The organism is Bartonella sp. CL63NXGY, from assembly GCF_042194905.1.
Taxonomy (GTDB): Bacteria; Pseudomonadota; Alphaproteobacteria; order Rhizobiales; family Rhizobiaceae; genus Bartonella.
The window spans coordinates 1-301 of the sequence record NZ_JBHINK010000132.1; the positions used below are offsets into that span (position 1 = coordinate 1).

1 protein-coding gene is annotated in these 301 nt (G+C 46.5%); it reads right to left on the reverse strand.

The features are described from left to right. A partial coding sequence (locus ACFIK0_RS09700) for a methyltransferase domain-containing protein (RefSeq protein WP_375663961.1) occupies window positions 1–295 on the reverse strand: 295 nt, incomplete at its 3' end. Window positions 296–301 lie beyond the last annotated feature (6 nt).

The following is a 301-nucleotide window of genomic DNA, read 5'->3' on the forward strand; positions in this document are numbered from 1 at the left end:
TTAAGATCCGTGCGGCCTCTTGGATAGCTCGACCACGATTGATGGCTGGCTTCACCCCATGAAAGGCAAAGCTCGATAAAACATAGTCAAATGAACGACTGGCTAATGGTAGATTAATCAGGTCACCATCAACAATTTCAGCTCGATCCGCCACCCGATTTTCTACAATTCGTTCCTGTTCACGTTTGGCAATGGATGCTGGTCCGATGTTGACTCCTTTTACCTTGCCAGGAGCAGCAAGTTGCTTAGCAATTAACACAAATAGGCCAGCATAATTCAAACCCAAATCCGCCACTTGCGA